Genomic DNA, 4,330 nt, shown 5'->3' on the forward strand with positions numbered 1-4,330 from the left:
CCATGACGGCCGTCGTCGAGTCGACGGACGGCTTCGAGGTGGTGGGCTCGGCTGTGGACGGTGAGCAGTCCGTCGTGCTGTGCGCGGAGCTCCGTCCCGACCTGGTCCTGATGGACCTGAACCTGCCAGGCATCGACGGACTGGAGGCGACCCGCCGGCTGCGCGCGCTGTCGCCGCACCCGCCGGTGGTGCTGCTCCTCTCGACGTACGACGTCTACGACGGCTACGCCGACGCGGGGGCCGGGGCCTTCCTGAGCAAGAGCGAGCTGGGTCCGGAAGCCCTCGAGGCCTTCTGGAGCACCGTCACCCGCTGACCAGCGCGGGCTCGCGCAGCCGCAGGTGCAGCAACGTCGAGTCGCCGTCCTCCCTGACGCTCAGCGACCCGTCGAGCGCCTCGACCCGGTCACGCATGAGGTCGATGGGCAGCGCAGCAGCCCTCCCACCCGAGATGTCGAGCGCCAGTCCGTCGGCCTCCTGCACCAGCCGCACCTCAATCGGCGCCAGCAGGTCGCGCACGGACTCCGCGACGCAGAAGTAGGCGGCCGCTTCGACCCGCTCGTCACCGCGCACGCGAGCACTGGTGGAGTCGACGACCAGCCGCGCACCCGGCGTAGCCGAGAGGAGCGAGCGCAGCGCGCTCTCCAGGCCGGACCGGCTGAGCTGCGCCGGGTAGACCCCGCGGGTGATCTCGCGAAGCGCCTGCAGCGCCTGCTCGGCCCCCGCGAGCAGCAGCCCGACGCCTTCAGGGGTGGCGCCCTCGGCTGCCGCATCTTCGAGCCGCTCAGGCAGAGCCTGGAGGTGCGTCACGACATCACGGGTCACGGCGCGCTCCAGCCGGCTGCGCTCGGTGTCCCGTGCCGTGATGAGCCTGTGTCGGGACTCCTCCAGCGCACGCGCCCCAGAGCTCAGCTCGTCGATCCGGTGCGACAGCTCTGCGGACAGCCGCGCGTTCCGGAAGGCCACCAGCGCCTGCGCCGCCAGGTCATCCAGCAGCGCCAGGTCCCGCGGACGCAGGCTGCGACCGGCCGGTACCTCCACGAGCAGGACGCCGAACTGGTCGTCCCCGTTCCCGACGGGGAGCTGCACCACGGGGCCACCACGTGGCGAGCCGACGCTGGCCGAGGGATGCGGTCCGGACGGCAGCAGCAGCTCAACCCTCACGTACTGCGCCCGGACCGCAGACGCCGCGGCCTCCGCCACAGCCGGCAGGAGGTCCGTCGGGTCCGGGCTGTCCCCCAGCCGGCGGCTGAACTCGGCCAGTGCGTCGTACGGCTCGGCGGACTCGCCGTAGGCAAGTCGGTCCGCGGCCTGCATGACCCGGCGCCGCAGGGGCTGGAACGCGAGCGCGACGAGAGCCGTGGCCAACAGCGACGGGGCGAAGCCAACCTGGCCGCCGAGAGCGGCACCGAGCAGGACGACGACGAGGACGTAGGCCCCGCCCGCGAGCGCGGTGGCCAGGAAGACGAGTGCCGCTCGGCTGACGATGACGTCGATGTCGAAGAGCCGATGGCGCAGGACGGCGACCGCGGTGCACACCGGGATCGACAGGTACCCGATGAAGAGCGCGACGACGGAGGCGTCGCTCTGCTCGGGTCCGGAGACCAGAGCACCGACCAGGAACCAGCCGAAGGCAAGGGCCAGCAGCGCGGCCGAGGTCGCGATCCACAGCAGCTGGCGACGGACCTCGCCTTGCGCCCTCCGCAGCCGCAGCACCAGACCGACGGCTGAGGCGATGAGGCTGAGCACCATCAGGACGATGCCGGCGTTGAGGAACCAGCTCGCAGGAGCCTGCACGCTCTCGGCGGTCACGTCGAAGGTCACCGGTGACTGGGCCAGCACGGACCCGACGTACATCGCCAGGCCCAGGACCGCCGTCCTGCCCACCCACCTCCACCGCGGCGACAGCAGCTGACCGTCGGGTGCCAGCAGGTAGATGAGCACCACCGCCGTCATGCTGAGCGGCGCCCCGCTGAGGGCGCTCACCCAAGCAGCGATGTGCGGGGCGGCCTCAGGTCCCTGCCCGCCGTCGCCCAGTGCCCAGCGCCAGTAGGCCTCGGTGGCCACCGACAACGAGGACGCCCCCGTCACGATGAGGAGCCAGCCCACCGGGTGCCGCGGGTAGCGAGAGATGATCAGCGCACCCAGGATGGCGGCGCCGGTCGTCGCCAGGCTCACGGTCGGCCACCCGTGCACGATCAGGTTCTCTCGCGAGAGCAGTGGGGCGTGCAGCGCCGAGAAGATGGTGTCGACGACGGCCAGGCAGACGCTCAGAAGCGCTGCAGCCCAAGCGATCCGGACGCGCACGTCAGACCACCGCTTCCGCGCGCACCGGCACAGTCGCGCAGACGCGCGTGCCGCGCCCGGGCTCCGACTCAAGCGTCACCGTCCCCTGCAGCGCGTCGATCCGGTCGCGCATGTTCGCCATGCCGCTCCCGGGGGACGCGGACGCGAACCCCTTCCCGTCGTCCTCGACCGTGACCTGCGTCGCGCCTACGACCTCCACGATGCGTACGGCGATGTGCGCGGCCGATGCGTGCTTCGCGGCGTTCTGCACGGCCTCCATCGCGAAGAAGTAGAGCGCCGCCTCGACCGGCTCGGGCCTGCGCTCCTGCCCCAGGTCCGTCACCTCGACCGGCACCGACGAGACGGCGACGCTCGCGCGCAGCGCAGGTGCCAGCCCGAGCTCGGCGAGGTGCGAGGGGTACATCCCGCGGGCCAAGCGGGACAGCGTGTCCGTCGCCGCACGCGCCGCCTCCGCCTGCGCATCGAGGAGCTGCCGCGCCCGGGCGGGGTCCTTGGCGGCGAGCACCTGCACGAGGCGGAGGTTCACGGCGAGCGCGACCAGGTGCTGCTGCGCACCGTCGTGGATGTCGCGCTCGAGCCGTCTCCTCTCGGCGTCCTGCGTCGCGATCAGCCGCTCGCGCGAGCCCCGCAGCTCCTCCGTCCGCGCCGTCAGCTCGTCGTAGCGCGCGGTCAGCTCCGCCTGGAGACCCACCAGCCGCAGCACCATCCCAGCCTGCGCAGCGAGGCCCGCGAACAGCCGCTCCTCCACCGACGACAACGGCACGCCGGCGCGCTCCTGCAGCCTGAAGGCGCCGTACACCTGACCGCCGTGCCGGACGGTGACCGTGCGCCGTCCCTCGGCGACAGTGCCGGGCAGTGCCGGCACGTCGGCCGCACCTGCGCCCGCCGGCCACTCCGCAGCCGGCACCAGCTGGTCGTGCACGACCAGCCATACCTGCGCCCACTCGGCATTGGTCCCCTCCCGCAGCAGCCGGGCCATCCGCTGCGGCACCTCCTCCGTCGCGATGCCTCCGGTGACGGTCTCGCTGAACCGGCTGAGCACCTCGTACGGCGAGAAGCCGCTGCGCCGGAAGACCCGGGCCGACCAGGTGGCGGACCACCGGCGCACTCGCTCGAAAGCGAGAGCCACGACGACGGTCGCGAGCGCCGACAGCCCGAGGCTCGGCGCTTCGGCCCCGCCCAGCAGTGCGCCGCCGCCCAGCACGATGACGACGTACACGCCGATGACGAAGGCTGTCAGGACGGTCACCGCGGCCAGCCGCGACCAGTGGTCGACGGCGCGCAACCGGTGCATGTCCGCAGTGTGCGCCTCCACCTGCCGTCGGTGCAGGGTTCCAGCCGAACCCCTGGGGTGGGGTCAGCCGCACAACGACCCGACGAGACCTGGCGGCTGAGCCCTCTGCAGCGGCGGGGCCGCACGATCCCGCGACCCCCCGTGCTGGCCGTTGTCTGAACGGACCGCGCCGCACCCGCTGGCCCGGCCCCACCAGAGGAGCGACATGACCAGCATGACGACCAGCACACCCGTCACCACCGCCGCGGCCGCTCGTACGGTCAGCGTCCGCAAGACCTACGGCCACGGCGATGCCGCGGTGCACGCCCTCGACGACGTGAGCGTGGAGGTCAGGGCCGGCCAGTTCACCGCCATCATGGGTCCCTCGGGCTCCGGCAAGTCGACGCTGCTGCACGTCCTGGCCGGTCTCGACCGGCCGACGTCGGGCGAGATCTGGATCGGCGACACCGAGCTGACCGGCCTCAGCGACAAGCAGCTCACGCTGCTCCGGCGCGACGAGGTCGGCTTCATCTTCCAGTCCTTCAACCTCCTCCCGACACTCACCGCGGCGGAGAACATCGGCCTTCCGATGCGGATCGCAGGGCGCAAGCCGGATCCGCTCTGGGTCCGCTCGATCGTCGAGATGCTCGGCCTCAGCGACCGGCTCAAGCACCGACCGGCTCAGCTCTCGGGCGGCCAGCAGCAGCGCGTAGCGGCCGCTCGCGCCCTCGCCAGCCGACCGCAGATCGTGTT

Annotated in this window: 4 protein-coding genes; 2 read left to right on the forward strand and 2 right to left on the reverse strand. The window is 72.4% G+C overall.

Features of this window, described 5'->3' with window-relative positions; all coding sequences use genetic code 11:
• On the forward strand, positions 1 to 314 hold a 314-nt coding region (locus tag JF597_RS51360; RefSeq protein ID WP_294013469.1), incomplete at its 5' end, for a response regulator transcription factor.
• Here the strand turns inward: JF597_RS51360 and JF597_RS51365 are convergent.
• On the reverse strand, positions 304 to 2,304 hold the full coding sequence (locus JF597_RS51365; protein WP_294013472.1) for a hypothetical protein: 2,001 nt from the start codon (positions 2,302 to 2,304) through the stop codon (positions 304 to 306). The genes JF597_RS51360 and JF597_RS51365 overlap by 11 nt on opposite strands.
• A 1-nt stretch (position 2,305) precedes the next feature.
• Entirely contained in the window at positions 2,306 to 3,598 is a 1,293-nt protein-coding gene (locus JF597_RS51370) for an ATP-binding protein (RefSeq protein ID WP_294013474.1), read from the reverse strand.
• 205 nt (positions 3,599 to 3,803) lie between these two features.
• Here JF597_RS51370 and JF597_RS51375 point away from each other — a divergent pair.
• On the forward strand, positions 3,804 to 4,330 hold a 527-nt coding region (locus JF597_RS51375; protein ID WP_294013477.1), incomplete at its 3' end, for an ABC transporter ATP-binding protein.

The sequence above is a fragment of the Streptomyces sp. genome (assembly GCF_019510245.1).
Classification (GTDB): Bacteria; Actinomycetota; Actinomycetes; order Streptomycetales; family Streptomycetaceae; genus Streptomyces.